Annotated in this window: 9 protein-coding genes and 2 pseudogenes; 1 reads left to right on the top strand and 10 read right to left on the bottom strand. The window is 73.0% G+C overall.

Going from position 1 to position 18,200, the window contains the following annotated elements; genetic code table 11:
- Positions 1-85: 85 nt before the first annotated feature.
- Positions 86-4,090: a CHAT domain-containing protein gene (locus UG55_RS06730; protein WP_128422876.1), complete on the bottom strand. Its 4,005-nt coding sequence runs from the start codon at positions 4,088-4,090 to the stop codon at positions 86-88.
- Positions 4,091-4,101: 11 nt separating this feature from the next.
- Positions 4,102-5,697: a CATRA conflict system CASPASE/TPR repeat-associated protein gene (locus UG55_RS06725; RefSeq protein WP_066064376.1), complete on the bottom strand. Its 1,596-nt coding sequence runs from the start codon at positions 5,695-5,697 to the stop codon at positions 4,102-4,104.
- 89 nt (positions 5,698-5,786) lie between these two features.
- On the opposite strand from UG55_RS06725, the gene UG55_RS06720 reads away from it, so the two are divergent.
- The gene (locus UG55_RS06720; protein WP_128422875.1) at positions 5,787-6,074 is read left to right on the top strand and encodes a CATRA system-associated protein; all 288 of its coding nucleotides are present in this window, start codon (positions 5,787-5,789) and stop codon (positions 6,072-6,074) included.
- Positions 6,075-6,082: 8 nt separating this feature from the next.
- On the opposite strand, the gene UG55_RS06715 is transcribed toward UG55_RS06720, so the two are convergent.
- The 8 genes and pseudogenes from UG55_RS06715 to UG55_RS46750 all read right to left on the bottom strand — a co-directional run.
- Positions 6,083-8,674: a CHAT domain-containing tetratricopeptide repeat protein gene (locus tag UG55_RS06715; RefSeq protein WP_066064371.1), complete on the bottom strand. Its 2,592-nt coding sequence runs from the start codon at positions 8,672-8,674 to the stop codon at positions 6,083-6,085.
- A gap of 95 nt (positions 8,675-8,769) precedes the next feature.
- On the bottom strand, positions 8,770-10,992 hold the full coding sequence (locus UG55_RS06710) for an acyl-CoA dehydrogenase (protein ID WP_066064368.1): 2,223 nt from the start codon (positions 10,990-10,992) through the stop codon (positions 8,770-8,772).
- A gap of 209 nt (positions 10,993-11,201) precedes the next feature.
- Positions 11,202-12,402: pseudogene (locus UG55_RS46765) on the bottom strand (CaiB/BaiF CoA transferase family protein); the annotation flags it as partial.
- A 1-nt stretch (position 12,403) separates the two neighbouring features.
- Positions 12,404-13,712 (bottom strand): CoA transferase (locus UG55_RS46760; RefSeq protein ID WP_396230820.1); only part of this gene is annotated, 1,309 nt, incomplete at its 3' end.
- Positions 13,709-15,355, bottom strand: coding sequence for a phosphotransferase family protein (locus tag UG55_RS06700; protein WP_083986488.1), 1,647 nt, complete (start codon positions 15,353-15,355; stop codon positions 13,709-13,711). The genes UG55_RS06700 and UG55_RS46760, both read right to left, overlap by 4 nt.
- A gap of 4 nt (positions 15,356-15,359) precedes the next feature.
- Positions 15,360-16,448, bottom strand: coding sequence for a hypothetical protein (locus tag UG55_RS06695; protein ID WP_066064365.1), 1,089 nt, complete (start codon positions 16,446-16,448; stop codon positions 15,360-15,362).
- Between the two features lie 171 nt (positions 16,449-16,619).
- Positions 16,620-17,354, bottom strand: a pseudogene (locus tag UG55_RS46755) (ABC transporter substrate-binding protein); the annotation flags it as partial.
- Between the two features lies 1 nt (position 17,355).
- On the bottom strand, positions 17,356-17,903 hold a 548-nt coding region (locus UG55_RS46750; RefSeq protein ID WP_396230819.1), incomplete at its 3' end, for an ABC transporter substrate-binding protein.
- Positions 17,904-18,200: the final 297 nt, after the last annotated feature.

The following is an 18,200-nucleotide window of genomic DNA, read 5'->3' as shown; positions in this document are numbered from 1 at the left end:
TTTCGACCTCGCTGGCCTGACCGGCACCCGCCCGCGCTGCGGTGCTTCGGGCAACGACCCGGGCGGGCGGGCCGGGACGCGGGACTCAGGCTCCGACGTGAACGTATGCGGCCCACAGGGTGGGATGCCCGCGGCGCCGGGAACGTCGACGCTTCATCGCCTCGTGCAGCGCGCCGGCCGCGTCGAGGGAGGTCGGTAGCCGCGCGTAGAAGTCGCGCATGATGACCAGTGATGAACGGTCTGGGACCTCCCACAGGGTGCCGACGACCTGTGGGTAGCCGGCCAGCAGGAACGCGGAGGCGATGTGGATCGCCTCGTCGGCCAGTGGTCCCGCGGAGGTCGCCGTCGTGCACGCGGAAAGTACCGCCAGAACGGCGTCGGTCGGCCGTACCCGCGAAATCCGCTCGACGGTGAGCGGTTCGGTCTCGTGGTCGTACACCCACAGCAGGCTGTCCGACGGGCTCGTGCCGTCCGCGGTCCCGTGACACGCGAAATGCGCCAGACTGGCGGATGCGAGCCGGTCGAGCACCGCCGCACCCGTCGCGCCCGCTCCGATCAGCTGTTCAGCCCCGGTCGCCGCGGTGACGGCCTCCGCCTCCTCGCGGACACGTGGGAGGTCCGACAGCCCCGGGGTCGTCGGCATCGCGACGACCAGAGCGCGCGGCGGGGCCGCGGGACGCTCCACCCGCTGCCGGCGCGCTTCCAACAGGGCGCGGACGGTGGGGGTGTAGGAGGAGACCACCCGGTCGACGACCGCTCGCGCGGGCTGTTGCGCGCCCCCGGCGACAGCACCACGCCGGTCGGGCGGGAGTGGCCCGCTCCGCTCGTCGTACCCGCCGGCGTGGACGTGGTACCCGGCGGCGTGGAGCGGAAGAAACGCCAGCGGGCCCGCCGGCGACCACCACAACCGTCCTCTTCGTTCCGCTGGTTCTCGGCCATCAGATCCGGTGCCGTCGGGACCGGGGAACGTGCCGTGGGTGTCGAGGAGGTCGAGAACGGGTGCCGCCACCGCGTCCCACAGCCATTCGAGCGCGCGGAGCTTCTCCTGCTCGGACGCCGGCGGGCGGTCCTGGTGCGCGTTGTCGGCTCCCAGCACCTCCGCGCACGAGCGGGCCCGGTCGAGGGTGAGCCTGGGAAGCCGCAGGACGAGGAGCTCCCCGCCGACAAGGATGAGCGCATCCGACCGGCAGGTGCTGACGTTGAGCAGGACGACGGGTCCCTCCGCGGATGCGGGTAGCAGCTCCGCCGCCCGCGGCGGCTCAAGAAAGTCCGCGAACTCGCCGCCCAGCGCTCTGATGCGGGCGAGCACCGCGTCCAGGCGTTCCGCCGCGCGGCGTTGGAGGCCGCCCTGCCAGCCGCCGGCGGCGCCGGGGACACCGCGCTCACTGGTGGCACCGGCCGCGCCGACGGCACCCGGTGCCTGGACGAGGCGTCGGGTCATTCCGCCGCCGGTGGTGGTGGCCGGGCCGTCGAGCTCGTCACGAAGCCGGAGGAACTCCCGCGCCAGGTCGGGATCGCGCTCGGCCAACCGGGCGAGCTTGCCCCGCACGTTCAGCACACCGGCGGACAGCACCCCTCTGCCCTGCTCCAACAGGCGGAGCGCGCCCTCGGGATCGCCGCGCATCAGCGCGTAGGCGGCGGCATCGGAGGTGATGCCGGCGAAGCGGGCGAGCTGTTGTTCGCGGTCGCGCCGGGCGATCCGGCCTGGCGCCACTCTGGGGAGCAGGCCCACCGCCAGGGCGGCGGCGGAGGCAGCCCGATCCCAGTCCGCGGCCTCCGCGGCCAGCCGCGCCGCCGCCGTGTAGGAGGTGACCCGAAGCGTGGGCGGTGCGCCGGGATGGGACCCCGCTGCCTCGTACGCAGCCCGCGCCCGCGCCCCTGCCCGTGCCCGCCGTTCCTCGCCGTCGCCGCTGCCATCGTCGTCGCCGCGGTGCTGTGCTTCGCGTACGGCGCCCAGGTTGAACTGGTAGTCCGCCATCTCCGGCCAGTCGGGAGACGTCTCGGAGATCGCGGTCTCAAGGAGCGTGACCGCCTCGGAAAGCGGCCCGTCGCCGCGTCCGGCACCCTGCCCGGCCTGCTCATACCGGCTGAGCAGCGCGATCCCCAGATTCGCCAGCGCCGCCGGGCGATTGCGATGCCCGGGCGACATGGCCCCGGTCGCCGCCCGCATCAGGCCGATCGCCTCGTCGAGATCGTCCACGGCCCCGTGGTCCTCGTACGAGGCGTGGAGTGCGTTGGCCAGGTTGGCCAGGCACAGCGGCCGCAGCGGATGGTGGCGGGGAACGTCCGTCACGGGTTCCCGCGCGTACCGGATGGCCTCGTCCAGCAGCGCCCGGTCGCCAGTCCGTTCGTAGCTTTCGTGCAGCGCCAGCGACAGGTTCAACGTCTCGTGGATCCGCGCGGCCGGCCTGCCCGCGGCGACCGCGAACCCCCGCCGGCCGGCGTCGACGGCCGCGTCCAGGGCCAGCCGGTCCCCGGTGGCGTGGTAGCGGATCCGCAGCGCGTCACAGAGGTTGGCCAACACGTCGGCCTGACTCGGATGCGACTCGGGCAGCAGCCCGATCGCGCGCTGGATCAGATCATCAGCCTCGTCCAGGCAGGTCAGGCTGCCGGCGTTCTCGTATTTCCGGAGCAGAATGCTGGACAGGCTGGTCAGGCAGGCCGCGTGGACGACCGCGCCACCCGCGCCCCCTTCTTCCTCGACCGCGCGGACCGCACCGCGCATCGTCGTCTCGGCTTCGTCCAGATCCGCGACGCGTCCCGTCGCGTCATGGCGGAGGCGGAGCGCGTCAGCCAGGGCCCGGGCGTGTTCGATCCGCCCGGCGGTCGACGGGTCGGCGGTCGCCTCTCGCAGCAGGGCGACGGCCTCGTCGAGGGATGCGGGCGACCCGTTGCTCTCATGCTCCGTGATGAGCAGCTGGATCAGGTTCCCGACGACGACGGGGGCCGCCGCGGCCGCGGAACCGGCACGAGCGACCGCCTCCCTGGTGAGGGCGAGCGCCCCGCGCAGGTCGGCCTCGTCCCCCAGGTGCTCGTGTCTGACCGACAACGCCAGACCGAGGTTCGACATGGCCGCCGCGTGGTGGTGGCTGGACGCCGGTGTCGAGTCGAGAGCGGCCCGAAACCCGTGGACCGCCTGGTCGACTGCCTCGTCGACCGCCGAGCGGTCGCTGCCGGCCTCGACGACGCTCAGCGACAGATTGCCCAGGCAGGTCGCAGCCAGCGCCCGGTCGGACTGTTCACGAGCACTGGCACCCGCGCGGCGGGCGATGGCGAACGCCTCCGTCAGGTCCTCGGCGCTCCCGCCATGCCCGAATCTCGCGTCGAGCGTGTTGGCGAGGCCGGTGAGGTGCCCGACCAGGTCGGGGTCGTCCTGTCCGGCTGCCGCCACCGCCGTGCGGGCGGCTTCGACCGCCTCGTCGAGGCTGGCCAGGTCGCCCCGGCGCTCATAGCGGACCAGCAGGGCGTTCGACAGGTTCGACCAGAACCGGGCGCGGCCGGGACCTTCCGCGGGAGCAACGGCGAGCGCTCGGCGGGCGGCCCGTTCGGCGGCGTCGAGATCGGCCTCCTCGCCGAGAACCTGATAGCGGAGGTGATGCGCGGCGGAGAGCGTCGTGAGGTGCTCGGCGAGTTCGGGATCGTCTGGAGGGCACAGTGCGGCACCCTCCGCGGCCAACCTGACCATCGATTCCAGATCGGCGATCCCGCCGAGCAGGTCGAAGCGCATCGCCCTGAGTTCGGCGAGCACCCCCAGCAAGCCGGCCTGGTCCGCGTGCCCCGCGGAGAACTCGACGACGACCTCGATCGTCCGAATCGCCCGGTCGAGCAGGTCCGCCGATTCCGTGCGGACGGCCCGCGCCTGCATCGCCAGGCCGAGATTGCGCACATACAGCAGGATGAAGTTGTCATCCTCGGTAAGCCTGACCGCGGCGGTGAACATCGCCTCGGCGACCCGGAGCGGAAGGCTCCAGCCTGACCGGTCGCTCAGCGCGCGCAGGTCGACCGCCACATCGTTCGCCAGGCCGGCGACGAGTTCGCGCAGGGCGCGGTACACCCACCGGAGACCGGCGCGGATACGGACGCGTGGCAACAGCGGTCAGCTCACCGCCGATCCCGGTCCGGATCGGCGGAATGTGCGGAGGGTTCGACCCCATGCAGGTGCGCCAGCCCGCGGAAGGTGCGGTTGTACGGATAGAGCGCCAACGCGGCCGCGAGCAGGCGTCGATAAGGCGTTCGGATGGCACCATGCTCGCATTCGGCCAGGATCTCCTCCCACGCCCAGGCCGGGGGCACATTGCCGAGGTTCGGCCGCCGGCTCCGCTCCAGCCCGACGGCGGACAGCACGGCCTGGGCGGCCGCGTCGGTGGGAAAGGCCCGCGCGAGCTCCCGAACCAGTCCCGTGCGCTCCATGGGCGTCAGCGCGAGGTCGACGGTCACCGGCCCGGGAGCGGTTGTCCGTGTGGGTGTGGTTGTCGGAGCGGGATTCGGAGTCGTGGCCAGGTCCAGCGTCGCCCGCGCCCGTTCGAGCGCGGCGGTCACGTAGAAATGGTCATCGTCGAGCTGGTTGCCGAACCACTTCGCCAGCGCGAGATCGTCGGTGAACACACCCCCGGGCCTCGGCCACGGTTGGCCGCTCCCGGAGACGCCTGGCTGCCCGGCGGGCGCGCGGACGGCGCGAGCGATCCCCGGGTCGGCGTACGCGGCCATGTTGCTCGTCGCCAGGTCGACGGACCGGCGGATCTCCTTCAGCTGCGTGGCGGTGGTGGCCAGCAGACCGGTTTCCCGCCGCAACGCGGCCGCGCAGGCGGTGATCTTCGCGGGGAGCGCTGTCACACCCGCCGCATCCGCCGGGCCGCCGGCTCCGGTGGCGCCGCCGGCTGCCAACAGTGCGGTGAGCTCGGCGAGAACCTGGTCCGTGTCTCGGCGCAGGGCGCGTACCGGCTCGCCACCCGACCAGACCCGCAGGTGATACCGCAGTTTGGCGGCGTGCATGAGGTAGCGCGTGAACGGGGCCGGCCCCATCCCGTGGCGACCGCCGCGGGTCCACACCCAGGCACTGAACTCGGGGTCGCGCTGGTGCGGCGCGACCAGCACGATCCGCCGTGCCACCCGTGCGATGTCGTCGGGGTCGGCCTCCCACATCGCGTAACCGGACGGCGTGGTGGTTCCCGAGGCATCGAAGTCACGATGGGGAATCGGCGCCGGCATCAGCTCGCGGCAGACGCCGCCCAGCTCCGCGGTGGATTCGACCCGTTCCGGGCCTGGGTCCGCGAGCCGGCTCAGATACAGCTCGGCCCAGCCGAGCAGCCCGTCCGGGACGGGCTCACTCAGCTGGGCCCACAGAGCCTGAAGCTCCCGCCAGGAGACGCCGGCCTCGGGCGGGGGAGCGAGCATCACCGACAGGCACAGCACATCGTGCTCGCGGCGGAGCAGGCACTGGAACACCCCGTCGCCGATCCGGCGCTGGGCCGCTATCGGCTCCTGGATTCGAGTGGTTTCCGGCTGATGCCGCCGCGGCGGCGTGGCGGGGACGCCGAGCACGTCGATCGGGAAGTGCATTCCGAGTCGGTCGGCGCAGCGCGCCCAGACATCCTGGAGATGGTCGTAGAGCCGGCCGGCCTGCTCCCCGCCGGTCGGCACGAAGACGTGCACCGCGAGTTCCGGAGCGACCAGCGAACGCGAACATCCTTCGAGCACACCATCCCCCCGATGGACGCGCCGGCACCGTTATGGTGCGGATGGAGATCCTCTCCTGTGAGCATGACGACCGCGGAGGCTCGGCGCCAGTGGCTGTTGACGAGGAGACCAGGCGTGAGGCGTGCGATGTGCTGCGCGACGCGCTCGACTGGACGACCACCGCGCAACGCTGGGCACAGATCGACGAGGTTGTGGTCAGAATTCGGGCGGCCTTCACCGCCGGGCACGACGGCGACCTGCTGACGGCGACCGCCGACCTCGAAATCCTGGACCCACGCAGGGCGAACGATGCGTCGAAGGAATCCGGAACACCGCCCCCGGAGCGTATCCACGACCGACTCAACGACACCATTCACACCCTCGGGAAGAAGAAGTAACTGGCGGCTCAGACCGGCGGGCTGTGGCCCACAGCCACCAGGCCCGCCCACTGCGCGGGCCTCGCGTTCGGGCGGCGTCGCAGGTAGGCGAGCTGGGCTTGGCGCAGACTCCGCGCGGGCGGTGAGCCGGACGCGACCTGCTGGTAGAAGCCGCCCAGGATTGTCACGGTCGTGGCGCCAGAAACATCGACGATTCCGGCGATCACGCACCGGGCTCCGGCGAGCAGGGCCGTCGTGGGCAGCCCGAGGGGCTCCTGCCCGGCCTGCACGCGTAGGCGTCCCGACCAGCAGGAGCCCATCACGACCAGCTCAGGAAGGCTGGAATCGAGCAGGTCCGCCGCGGTTAGCCGGCCTCCGTCGTCGAGGTGCAGCGCGTGGGCCAGACCGGTCTCGCCGTCTCCGTGGGCGCCGAGAACCACGGCCCGATACCGACCGGCCACGCCCAGGGCGGCGAGCAGCTCACCGGCCCGCGGCCGCTCCGGTGGTCCGAACGCGGCTTCCAGCTCGCGTAGCTCGCGGGCGGATCCGGGCACATGATCGTGATAGGCCAGGACGCCGGAGCCGGTACTGGCCGGCCGCCGGGCGAGCGCATGCCAGGTCGTCAGGGACGGATTCCAGGTCAGCTCGGCGAGTTCGACGAGTCGCCGCCCGTCCACCTCCAGCGCGGCGAAGGGAAACACGGCGAGCGCGGAACCGGTGACGACGACCAGCGGTGGCGGCGAGGACGCACGGCGCAGTGCCTCGGCGAGGCCCCGCGGAACGAGCTGCTCACCCAGCTGGCGAAGCAGCGCGGGGTGCTCCGCCCAGATGATGTCGTCGTCTCGGCGTTCGAATGCCTGCAGCAGGCGGACCTCGGCGTCGCTGAGGAGTACGTCCTCGACCACCGGCCGGCCCGAGGCCGGAAGCCAGATCTTCCAGCAGATCCGCGGGTCGTCGTCGGACTGGTCGAGCAGCAGCGCGTGCCCGGTGCCCGGCAGCGCGCGCTGAATCTCGACCGGATCGGCAGGACTGTGTTCCAGGACCGCCCGTAGCGTGGCCGAGGTCCGGCGTTCGAGCCGCTTGAACGCATCCGCCAGATCCTGGACCATTCCGCTGGATGCCGTCGCCGTCGCGGCCTGCAGCAGGCGGATCTGGCTGATCTGTTCTCGCAGCTGCGGGGACAGCTGCCACTGCCCGCGCCGCAGCGCGGAGGCGAGCGCATCGGCGCGTCCGGCGAGGCCGACCCGCAGCGCCGCCCAGCCGTCCCGGCTGAGTGAGGCCAGATGCATGGCCAGCAGGTAGCTGTATCGATTCCGGTGGAGGAGCCCGAACCGGGCCGTCGGATCGGCCAGCGGATAGCCGAGCCGCTCCCAGATCTCGACGTCACGAAGCGCGTGTACCAGAGCTTCCCGCGGCCGTCCCAGCGCCAACAGCTCACGCGCGAGCTCGTAGCGAGTCAGCGCCTCGGCCTGGAGGTTCTGGACGGGCGTGAGCGCGGTCAGCGCCAGCTCGAAGAGATCCCGGGCCTCCTCGTGACGGCCGGACTCCTGGGCGAGGCGACCGCGTCCGAACGCCACCTCGGCGAGCCCGGCGAGATGCGCGGTGTCCGTGTAAAGCCGCTCCGCCACCGCCAGCTCGCGGGCCGCCTCCTCCGGACGTCCGGCAAGCCGCGCGACATGTGCCAGCAGAATGGCAGTGGACGCCAGTGAGCCCGGATCACCGTCACAGACGTCACGCGCCCGGCGCAGCAGGTCGCCGGCGTCGTCCAACTGGCCCGCCTCCAGCTCGACATTGCCCAGCCGGCGCAGCGCGGATGCCATTCCGAGCGGGCGTTCGGCGAGTTCACAGGCCGTGTATGCCGCCCGGTACCGACGGCGGGCCTCGTCCAGGTCACCGACAGCCTCGGCCAGCGAGCCGAACTCACGCTGCACGTTGGCCATGCCGATCAGCTTGTCGGCACGCTGGTACCGAACGGCGGCCTCGTCGAGACAGCGGCGCGCCTCGTCGTAGTCGCCGGCGATCCGAGCGGACGCGCCGCGCTCCCGGTAGATGTCGGCCAGGACCCCGTCCGACCGCACCGTGTCGGGCGTGTCGGGGGTGCCCGCGGTGTCGGCGGCTTCCGCCATGCCGCCGATCCGCGCTGCTGCCGAGGCAGCCAGGTCAAGCGCGGCGTCAAGCAACCGGCGGCCACCGGGATAGTCCGCCCGCAGATGGCAGACCGTCGCGCCGAGGAACAGCGCCCGGGCGCGGCCGATCGGGTCGTCCAGCTCCCTGGCGATCGCGGCGGCCCGGTCGAACAGTTCCCGTGCCTCGTCCAGTCTTCTCGCGTAGCGGGCGACCAGGCCGGCTTCCAGCAGCGCGTCCCGAAGCACGTCTCGCGCCCGGCACCGCTCGGCCACCCTCGCGGCCTGGGCCAACCGAAGGCCCGCCTCCTCCAGCCGCATGAGACCACCCAGCGTCCAGCCCCAGTCCAGCAGGACGCGGGCGTGCAGTCGCTCTGCCGGCCCGTCGAGGACGGTGCGTTCCTCGAGGGCGCGGAAAGCGGCCTCAGCCTGGGTGAGCGCGCCGGACTCCGCGATCGCGCGCGCCGCGGCCAGGGCAGCTTCGAGCTCCGCCGTCACAGGTCACAGTGTGGCCCGACTGACCCGCCCGGCGGCAGCCGGGCGCCCGCCGGGCGCAGGGTCGCCGCGGGCGGAGGGCGGCCGCGGGAGGAGGGTCAGGTGGCCAGCGGGTCGCGGGGGAGACCGAGGATGCGTTCGGCGATCTGGTTGCGGGTGATCTCCGAGGTGCCGCCGGCGATCGTCATCGCGCGGGCGACCAGCAGGCGCCATCCGACGTCGCCGAGGCTGTCGGCGAAGGCTGTCGCCTCACCGGCGAGGTCACCGGCCAGGGCCGCGGTGCGCTGCGCGTGCTCGGCCATGACCAGCTTGGTGATGTTGCCTTCCGGCCCCGGTGCCGCCCCGGCTACGGCCCGCTCGGCGCGGCGCAGGTTGATCTGGCGCAGGGCGAGGTTCTCCGCCAGCTGGGCGCCGAGTCGTGCCTCGGCGCCGGGCACCCGGTCGCCGTGCTCCCGGTACATCCCGAGCAGGTCGACGGTGCCCATCATGTCGACGCTTCCGCCGATGCTCACCCGCTCGTTGCCGAGGGTCGCGCGGGCGACCGTCCAGCCGGCGCCGGGTGCGCCGACGACGTCCGCGTCCGGGACGAAGACGTCGGTGAGGAAGACCTCGTTGAACATGCTGTCCCCGGTGCTCTGGCGCAGCGGGCGGACCTCGACGCCGGGCGCCGACATGTCGATCACCATGGTGGTGATGCCGGCATGCTTGCCGGCTGCCGGGTCGGTGCGGACGGTGGCCAGGCCCCGGCGGGAGAGGTGCGCGTCGGAGGTCCAGACCTTCTGGCCGTTGACCACCCAGCCGCCGTCGGTCCGGATCGCGGCGGTGCGCACGGCGGCGGCGTCGGAGCCGGCCGACGGTTCGCTGAACAGCTGGCACCAGATCTCCTCGCCGGCCAGCGCGGGCCGCACCCAGCGTTCCACCTGCTCCGGGGTGCCGTGCTGGATCAGGGTGAGAATCACCCAGCCGGTGATCGACAGGTTCACCCGCTGCACCCCGGCGGTGCGGAACTCCTCCTCGATCACGAGCTGAAGCCCGGCGTTCGCCTCGATGCCCCACGGCTTCGGCCAGTGCGGCTGCACGTAACCGGTTTCGATGAGGCGCCGGCGCTGCTCGGTCGCGGGCAGCGCGGCCAGTTCGGTGGCCAGCCCCCGGACGGCGGGGCGGGCGGCCTCGGCGTCGGGCGGCAGGTCGATGGCGGTGGTGCGGGTGACACCGGCGAGGCTGAGGCGGGTGACGTCGGCCGCCGCCGGGAACGGGGACGACAGGGCTTTCAGGGCCAGCGACCGCCGTTGCAGCAGATGCGCGTCGTGCTCCCAGGTGAACCCGATCCCGCCGTGCAGCTGGATGTTGAGCTCGGAGTTCTGGACGAACGCCGGGACGGCCAGGGTCGCCGCGACCGCGGCCGCCAGGGTGAACTCGTCCTCGGGGCCGCCCGCGGCACGCGCCGCGTCCCAGGTCGCGGCGGTGGCGAGCTCGGCGGCGACCAGCATGTTCGCCAGGTGGTGTTTGACCGCCTGGAAGGTGCCGATCGTGCGGCCGAACTGTTCCCGGACCTTCGCGTACTCGGTCGCCGCCGCCACGCATTCGTGGGCTCCGCCCACCGCCTCGGCGGCGACCAGCGTGCGCAGGACGGCCTCGGCATAGGGGCGGGCTCCGGCGAGGACGGCGTCGGCGGGGATCACTACACCGTCCAGGCGCACCCGCGCCGACGGGCGGGAACGGTCCAGGTTCGTCGCGGGCACCTCGACGGCGACTCCCGGCGCGGCGCTCGTCACCACCACCAGGTCCGCGCCGACGGCGAGCACGAGGAGCTCGGCGCCGGCCCCGCCGAGCACGGCTCCGCCGTCCCCGGACAGGATCTCGCCGGCGCGGGTCAGCGCGCCGCCGAGCCCGAGCGCGGCCACCGTCGCGCCGCCGGCCAGGCCGGGCAGCAGCCGCGCGCGCAGCTGGGGACTTCCGTGGGCCGCGACGACGGCTGACGCGGCCATCGTGGGCAGAAAGGGACCGGGGGCGACGGCCCGGCCGAGCTCCTCGACCACGGTGACCAGCTCCGCAAGCCCGGCCCCACCGCCCTCGAACTCCTCCGGCAGGTGCAGACCGAGCAGCCCCAGCTCGGCGAACTCCTTCCAGAAGTCCGGCACCGCCGGCACCACCGGCACCGGCGCCCCGGCCGAGTCCGCCGCCCCCGCCGAGGTCGCCGACACCGTCGCCGCCGGTGACTCCAGCAGCTCCCGGCTCGCGGCACGGGCCCCGTGGCCGTCCAGGAACGCCCGGGTGGTGCGGGCCACCTCCTGATGATCCGCGCTGATGGCGATCGCCATGACGCCTCCCGTTCGGAGTGTTGATCGTGATACGGGCGAGACCGGACGGTGGCTCCCGCTCCGGACAGCGGGCAGGCTCTGTGCTCGCCCGCCCAGCTCCTGAGCCGGCGTTCAGCCTAGGATAAATCTATAGATGTTTCTAGCGGCCGAGCGGCCGAGCGGCGGGGCCGGGCGGGGCCGGCTGGGTCGGGGCTTGGCCCGGGTGGGGCTCAAGCACCCTGACCGCCCACGGCGCCGGCCGCGACCAGCGCCTCGATCTCCTCGGCCGACAGACCGAGCTCGGTCAGTACCTCGACGCTGTGCTGCCCGACTGCCGGGCAGGCCCGGTCGAGCCGCAGGTCCAGATCACCGAAATCCCAGTAGGCGCCGAACTGGCGCATCTCGCCCCAGTCGGGTTGTGGGTAGGAGACGACGGTCCTGGTCCGCAGGTTCTCCTCGTCCGCGAAGACGGTGAAGTAGCGGAACTCGCGGACGATCTCGGCGTCGACGCCGGCCGCGCCGAGCGCCTCGACGAGTTCCGCGCCCGCTCGCGTCGCGAGCCGATCCGCCAGGTCGGCCAGGTCGGCCAGGTCCGCCGTGTCTGCCGTGTCTGCCGTGTCCGCGGGGGCCGCGGGGGCCGCGACGTCCGCGGGGGCCGCTGCGCCCGCGCGGTCCGTGAGTGGCCTGGCCCCGGCGACGCGGCGCAGCGCGTCGAGCTGGTCCCGGCCGAGAGCGGCGACGGCGACCCACCCGTCCGCTGTCCGGTAGATCCGGTAGCCGGGGCCGAGGCCCGTCTGCCCCTGGTCCAGGGCCGGCGCGGGGCTGAGCTCGTCGCGATCGAGGCGCAGCAGCACCTCGCTCGCGGTGAAGGCCGCGGTGTTGAGCAGCGCCGCCTCGCAGCTGGTCGTCTCGCCCGTGCGCTCACGGTGGTAGAGCGCGAGGACGGTCGCCGCCGCCGAGGACAGCCCGGTCAGCGCGTCCAGGTTGCCGAAGTGCACGAACAGCGGCGGGTTGCCCGCACCGGCGTTCGCCACCTGCCAGCCGGCGATCGACTGGAACACCGAGTCGAAGCCGGGCGCGTCGGCCATCGGGCCGTTCAGGCCGTAGGCGGACACATGACCGTAGACGGCCGACGGGTTCAGCGCGTGGATCGCGGGGCCGTCGAGCCGCAGACGGGCGGCGCTGCGCGCGCGGATGTTGTGGTGCACGACGTCGGCCCAGCCCACGAGACGGTCGACGACGGGCCGGGCCACGGCGGCGGTGATGTCGAGCGCGATGCCGCGCTTGCCGCGGTTGCACGCGACGAAGAATCCGTCCCGCCAGCCGCGCACCGGGTCCCCGCGGACGGGCTCGACCTTGATCACGTCGGCGCCGAGGTCGGCGAACATCATCGGGGCGAGCGGCCCGGCCAGGAAGGCGCCGAAGTCGACCNCCCGCACACCCGCCAGCGGATGACCGCCGTCGCTCGTGGCCGCCGGTTCGCCGGTGGCAGCGGGGGAGGCGGGCGCCGAGGCCGAGGCGGAGGAGCAGGGGAGGTCGTCGAGCAGGTCGTCATGCTCGCCCAGCCGGGGCGCCGGGCGCTGGATCCGCCAGCCCCGGTCGCCGCGGAACGGGGGAGATGCCTGCAACGTCGCCCCGAACACCGGATCGTCCACCCGGGTCGAGAACCCGTTCGCCACGACGTCCGGGTAGCGCAGTACTTCGCCGAGCGGCGCCACCAGCTCCACGGCGACGTCCACCGCGCGGATCTGCCTGATCCACTCGGCACTGTCCCGATGCGTCATGACCTCGCCGAGGAGGTCGGCGCTCAGCGCCTCGCCCTCGCGCCCGAGCTCCGCGAGGACCTCCTTCACGACGGGCAGCACCGACAGGTCGATCCGGTCGCCCGGGTTGAGGATCTGGATCCACGCGCCGTCCCGGCACTCGTAGAGCGCGGCCTGCCGGGCGACGAGGGTGCCGGGCTGGCCTTCGGTCAGGCTCGGCGACGGTTTCTCGGAGTGGCTCCACAGCATGTTGAGGATCAGGTGCGCCCCCTGCGCGAGGCTGGTGTGGGCGGCGCCGCCCCGCCCGCCGCGACCGTCGGCGCTGCGGTTGTCCCCGCGGGCGCGGTGGAACAGACGGGCGGCGATGCCGGTGGCGGCGAGGAAGGCCGCGCCCCAGCTGGGCAGGAAGAACCGCCAGGCGAACGGGCCGTCCTTCCAGCCGAGCTGGACGTCCATGAGCCCCTCGCGGGCCTGCACGAGCAGGTCGTGGCCCGGCCGCTCGGCGTCCGCGTGGCCGCGGGGGTAGCCGGTGATGCCGCAGACGACCAGGCGGGGGAAGCGGCCCGCCAGCGTCGCCTCGTCGAGGCCGTGCCGGCGGGCGTCACCGGGTCGCAGCGAGTGGACGAGCACGTCGGCGGTGGCGAGCAGGCCGAGTAGCCGCGGGTCGTCGAGGTGCAGCACGACGGAGCGCTTGCCCCGGTTCCAGGAGGCGAACGCCCCCGGGTAGAGGTCGCGGACGGGGTCACCCGACGGCGGCTCGACCTTGATCACATCAGCGCCGGCGTCGGCCAGGATCTGGGTCGCGACCGGGCCCGGCAGCCCCCAGGAAAGGTCGACCACGCGGATGCCGTCGAGGACCAGGGCCTCGGTGCCCGTGTCGGTGTCGGTGCCGGTGCCGGTGCCGGTGTCGGTGCCCGTGTCGGTGTCGGCGGCGGCCTGGGCGCGGGTGTTCGGTAAGCCGGTGGGCGTTCCCGTCATGTCGTTCCTCCTGCGCGTCCGGCGCTCGGGGTGGGCGGGTCGTCGTCGGTGAGGGGCGGCCAGGTTCGTGCCCCCAGCGCGCCCAGTGCCCCGCGCCGCAGGTGCTCGTCGCGCTGGACCCGCCGCCACAGGTAGCGCAGGTAGTCGCCGTCGCCGACCTTGCCGACCGCGGTGGCGTCCGCGGCGAGGGCCCGGGCGTCCGTCAGCGAGACCACCTCCTCGCCGGGGAGCAGCGCGGCGAGGTCGGCGAGTTCGGCGGCCTCGGCCACGCGGCCGGCGGCGTCGAGTTCACGCAGACTGCGCAGCAGCCGCGCGACGCCCTTGGTCCACTGCCGGGCGAGCGGATCGTCGACTCGGGCGGCGACGACCCGCAGCATGCTGAGCGCCTGCGCGTAGAGCGGGTCCCACGGCGGCGGGGAACCGGCGGGGACCGGCTCGTCGCGGGTGAGCCCCAGGCCCATCGCGTCGCTCAGCGCCTGCAGCCACAGCCGGCGGTGCAGCTGCTGGTAGATGTGGAGATTGCCGTAGTCGCGCGGGGGTGGCTCGCCGCCGTCGGACGGCGTCTCGTCCGCGTCGGCGCCGAGGGTGGCCATCGTCGTCTCCGCGAAGACCCGGTAGTAGTGGATGCGGCCGACGTCCAGCCGGTGGCCGGAGAGCGCGGCGTACTCGGCGAGCCGGTCGGGGACGTGGGTGAAGGTGTCCTGGACGGAGCGCAGGGTGAGCCAGGCGATGTCGTCCATCGGGTCGCCCCAGTGGGCGAGCTCCCAGTCGAGCACCGCGGTGACCCGTCCATGCTGGTAGAGGAAGTTGCCCGGCCCGGTGTCGCCCTGGACGAGCACGACCGGGCCGTCGTAGTCGGGGACGTTCGCCGCCAGCCAGTCGGCCGAGAACCGGATGAGGGGGTCCATCGACCCGTCGGGCCGGGTGGCGCGCCGGCGCAGGTCGGCGATCCGTTCGAGGGCGTGCTCGCGGGCTGAGCGCACCGGCCCGAGCGCCCGGATGCCGAGGTGGCGCGGATCGAGCCGGTGGATGCCGGCCAGGACGCGGATGAAGTCTTGGGCCACCCGTACCTGTTCCCGCGGGTCGGTGATGCGGGAGAACCAGGTCTCGCCCGTGACCCGCTGCATCAGAACTGCCTCGTGCTGGGGGTGGACGGCGTGGACGGCGGGCACAGCCGCACCCGCCCGGCGCAGCGCCGCGACGATCTCGGCCTCGGTGGCCAGGCTGTGGAACGCGCTGCCCGCCGTCGGCGGCGTGGCGTTGCGCCGCAGGAACAGCTTCCGTGGCCGGCCGTCCCCGTCCGTGCTATCGCCGGTGCTCCCGTCCGGGTCCCCGTCCTCGCCCCCGTTCTCGTCCCCGTCTGTGCTCCCCTTCGCGTCGCCGCTCTGGTTCGTGCCCGGGGCCGTGCCGTTGACGGTCACGTCGACGAACCAGCCCTCGTTGACCCCGCCGCCGGCGATCCTGGTCGCGCGGGTGACGGTGCCGCCCACGGACCAGCCGATCCAGCTGAGCAGTTCCGCCGGCAGCGTGAGCGCGCCCTCATCCGCGCCCGCACCCGAAACGGTTCCCGCGTCTGTGCCCTCGGCGGTGCCGGTGCCGGTGCCCGTGCTGGCGGGGGGGTTCTGGGCCCTGGTGGTCGCCATGGCTCTACGCCCGGGCCCGCAGGGCGCGCAGCAGCTTCGCCCAGTGGGCGGGTGACCAGGTGTCCTGATCCTCACCCCAGCCGGTCTGCCCGTCGTACTCCCAGCGCATCAGCGCGTTCGAGCCCGTCTGGTGCTCGCACATGTGACTGACCGCGAAGCCCTCCGCCTCCATGGTGCGGCCGGTGAGGTCCGTCAGGAAGACGTCCATGTGGGCGGACCAGCCGGTGTGCGGGTCGCGGTAGTTGCGCATCCAGCTCTTCGTCCGGTCGAGGCGTTCGAACCGGCCGTCCTGCAGCAGCCAGCCCACGTTCAGCGGGGAGCGGCCGCGGGCGTCGCCGTCCTGCGGGCGCACGAAGCTGAGGAAGCCCGTCCGCGCCTCGGTGTGGCCGAAGATGTACTGGATCCGGCCGCGGCCGCGTTCCCGTTCCACCTCCCGCCAGCGCGGGCCGCCCGGCTCCCGCACCGGATGATCGCCGCGCAGGTGCTGGCGCTTCTGGCTGGCCGAGTGCGGACCACCGCGCGGTCCCCAGGTGCGGTCGCGGATCGAATGGCAGTCGATCGGTATCCGCTCTCCGCGCAGTGTCAGTTCGCCGGTGATGTGACTGAGCTGGTCCAGATGCGGGCTGAACATGGCCGGCGGCTCACCCGGGGCGAAGCGGCGCGGTGGGTGGACGCCGCGGAAGTCGAGATCGAGGGCGAAGCCGGCGTCGGGGTCCGCGTAACCGACGTGGTAGTCCATCAGCGGCGTCAGCATCCGGACGGAGAAGCCTCCGCCGGGGAAGGTGAGGTCACGCAGGTCCGCACCGGCGGGCATCGGCACGTCCGGCGCGTACCGGTAGTACGCGAGGCGCCCCGGGTCGGCCCCGCTCGGATCCCACACGAACACCCGCCAGGTGACCGTGTTCAGGTTGGCGTTGTAGCCGGCGTGCAGCCAGCCGCCGACGCACCGTTCGGGGACGTTGAACGACCACCAGTTGGTCTCCACCCAGTAGGCGTCGGAACCGGCGGGCGGCGGGTGGTAGGTGTCGTCCTCGGGGACGAAGGGCGTGTCCGCGGTGATGGCAGGGGCGTCCCGCGTCGTGTCGATGCTCATACAGTCCTGCCTCTGGTGGGAGGATGGCCCGTCCGCATACGTTCCGTCGGGCCGTCGCGGTCCGTGCCGGCGCACGGCGACGGCGGGCGGCACCGGGCCGAGTCGGGCCGGGCCGGGCCGCGAACCGGAAGCCCACCTGGGCTGGCCGGTCCACGGCCCCGCGACGGCGGCCTAGAGGGTGAACAGGTCGGAGGTGTGGACGAGGGTGGGCTTCTGCAGCCGGCCCTCGTCGTCGAGCAGCCCGACCTGGACGTCGCTGCTGCAGATGTTGGGCAGGATCGAGACCTGCTTGCCGTCGCAGGTGAAGGTGGCGCCGCCGCTGAGGAAGAGGGGCACGTCCTTGGCGGCCTTGAACGCCGCGAGGATCGCCGCCGGCGTCGGGTCGCCGGTGAGGCCGTCGAGAGCCCGCGCGACCGACAGCAGGGTGGTGACCCCGCCCGACTGCCCGGAGCTCACGTTCGGGTCCGGGTCGACGTCCTTGCCGTAGGTCTGCGCGATCGCGGCGTAGAGCCTGGCGTCGGCGCTCTCCAGATCGGTCGTGAGTGTCGAGGCCAGGACGGCGCCGTCGATGACCGACGCGTAGGCCTTGACGTTGCTCGGGTCGATGCAGGTGGTGAGCAGGTATCTCGCCTGGGTGAGCCCGAGGGTCTGGTAGGCCTGCATCCAGGAGGCGCAGAAGGTCAGGTCGCCGACGATGCCGATGGCGTCGGCGCCACCGCTCACGGCCGCCTGCAGCTGTGAGGTCATGTCCGGGGTGCCGAGAGGCACCGGGACGACCTCGTAGCCGACCCCGGCGTTCTTGAAGACGATGCCGCCGATGCCCTGGGCCGCCTGGAGCGCCGCGGGCACGTCGGTGGCGAGGAGCGCGAACTTCCTGACCCCGTGGTCCTTGGCGTGCTGGGCGTANCCCGCGAGCGTCGAGGGGAACCCGCCGGTCAGGATGAAGACACCGGGGGCTGTCAGCTCCTCGGTCGAGGCGCCCGTCATGCCCACGTAGGGGATGCCGGCCTTGGTGAGGATCGGCGTCACCACCGAGCCCTGGCCGGTGAAGGAGGTGATGACGGCCGCCACGTTCTTGTTGACCATCTGGTTCGCGCAGTCCTGGGAGCCGGCCGGCGTCTCGCCGCCCTGGCAGATGAACAGCTCGACCGGGTGGCCGGCGATCCCGCCCTGGTAGTCGTTGAGGTACCCGCGGGCGGCCTGCAGCCCGGCCTCGACCCGCTGGAACTGCGCGGACAGGGCGTTGTCCGAGGCCGAGGCGCTGATGTAGCCAAGCGTGATCGGCGTGCCGGCGGCCGGCTTCTTCGCCCCCAGGGCCGCCGCGGCCGCGGCCGTGCTCGCAGGTGTGGGGGAGTCGTCCGAGCCGCCGCAGGCGGCGGAGGTGACGGTGATGGACAGTGCCACGGCGCCGGCGAGCAACCATCTGCCCCGCCGGCGCTGACGTAACCCGCTCATGTCTTCTTCCTCTGTGGCTGGTCTGGCTCTGTGGCTGGTGTGGATGGCGCCGGAGTCCGTCAACCTAGTCAGTTCATTTAACTATATGGCGTGATCGCTTCCTGTGTACCCCTTCCGGGAAGGGCTGCGGGGGCCTGTCGGTACGTCGGCGGGCTGGCGGCGGGCGAGCGGCGCCATCCCTTGCTGTGGATGGCTGATCGGGCTAGGGTAACAACTAAATGAGCTAACTGATAGCTCCGATTGACTGGGTACCTACCAGCGAACGGAAGACCTATGGATGTGAGCGGCAGGGCCGTC

This window comes from Frankia sp. EI5c (assembly GCF_001636565.1).
Taxonomy (GTDB): domain Bacteria; phylum Actinomycetota; class Actinomycetes; order Frankiales; family Frankiaceae; genus Parafrankia.
Note: the sequence above shows the minus strand (reverse complement) of the source record. Positions and strands in the feature narration are given on the sequence as shown.